The 1,118-nt window shown below is 43.3% G+C and carries 2 protein-coding genes; both read left to right on the forward strand.

Features of this window, described 5'->3' with window-relative positions; genetic code table 11:
* Nucleotides 1-249, forward strand: a 249-nt coding sequence (locus NEPTK9_RS09800; RefSeq protein ID WP_228547125.1) for an IS3 family transposase, incomplete at its 5' end; no start/stop codon positions are given.
* A 3-nt stretch (nt 250-252) separates the two neighbouring features.
* On the forward strand, nt 253-1,002 hold the full coding sequence (locus NEPTK9_RS09550; protein ID WP_194848593.1) for an IS3 family transposase: 750 nt from the start codon (nt 253-255) through the stop codon (nt 1,000-1,002).
* Nucleotides 1,003-1,118: the final 116 nt, after the last annotated feature.

A 1,118-nucleotide genomic window follows, 5' to 3' on the forward strand; every position in this document is an offset into this window, starting at 1 on the left:
AAGAGAAGATCACTTGTAAACCCTGAAGACGAGTGTTTTTCCCAACGAAAACAATGTGAACTACTTAGTGTATGGCGCTCAGGCTTGTACTATCAATCTCGAGGGCCAAGCCAAGAGGACTTGCAGTTAATGAGAGCAATCGATGAGCAGTATCTTAAAACCCCTTTCTACGGTAGGCGTAGAATGACTTTAGAGATGAGAGATCAAGGGTTTCTCGTTGGAGAAAAAAAAGTAAGGAGTGCCATGTAAGTAATGGGGCTAGAAGCAATCTACCCTAAACCAAAGTTGAGCAAAAGCAATAAGGAGCACAAAAAATACCTTTACTTAATGAAGGGGCTTAAAATTGACTACCCAGACCAAGCGTGGGCAGCAGATATTAGCTACCTTCCTATGGACCAGGGTTTTGGGTATTTATTTGTAATTATGGATTGGTATAGTAGGTATGTGATTGAATGGGAGCGTTCTAACATGCTCGATACAGACTTTTGCATGGGAGCTTTGGAAAGGAGCTTGAAAAGAGGGCCCCCCGGGATTTTTAATACAGACCAAGGAGTTCAGTTTACAAGCTGCTGCTTTGTAGAGAGGTTGGAAAGAGAAAAAATTAGAATAAGCATGGACGGAAAAGGGCGATACTTGGACAATATTTTTGTTGAACGCTTATGGAGAAGTGTAAAATATGAAGACGTATACCCTAAGGGGTATGGTACCCTCAAGGAAGCCCGGGAGGGTTTAGATAGATACTTTAAGTTTTATAACGAAGAGCGACGACACCAGGGGCTAGGTTACAGAAGGCCGGCAGACGTGTATTACAAAAAAAATGTAACTAGCAAGAGTGGTGGCGGCGCGCCTCCCCCCATAGGGGGAGGGACAGCTTTTAAAGAAAGCTACGACTCTTTTAGTACTGGATCAAAAGCAGCCAACAAGAGAACCCGAAAAGGGAAAAAACACTTAGTTTTAGAACAGGAGATTTATAAGCTTAAATTTTGCAGATTTTGGTCTTGACACTTGGGACCACCTTAGAGGTTTCTCAGTGCACCAAGAATTCCACCCTTTTGGCGACTGTTACTGTACTGGTGGTCTTCAAGCCAACTCCGATCCTTGACGTGGTGCAGACCATT

The sequence above is a fragment of the Candidatus Neptunochlamydia vexilliferae genome (genome assembly GCF_015356785.1).
GTDB classification, from domain to species: Bacteria; Chlamydiota; Chlamydiia; order Chlamydiales; family Simkaniaceae; genus Neptunichlamydia; species Neptunichlamydia vexilliferae.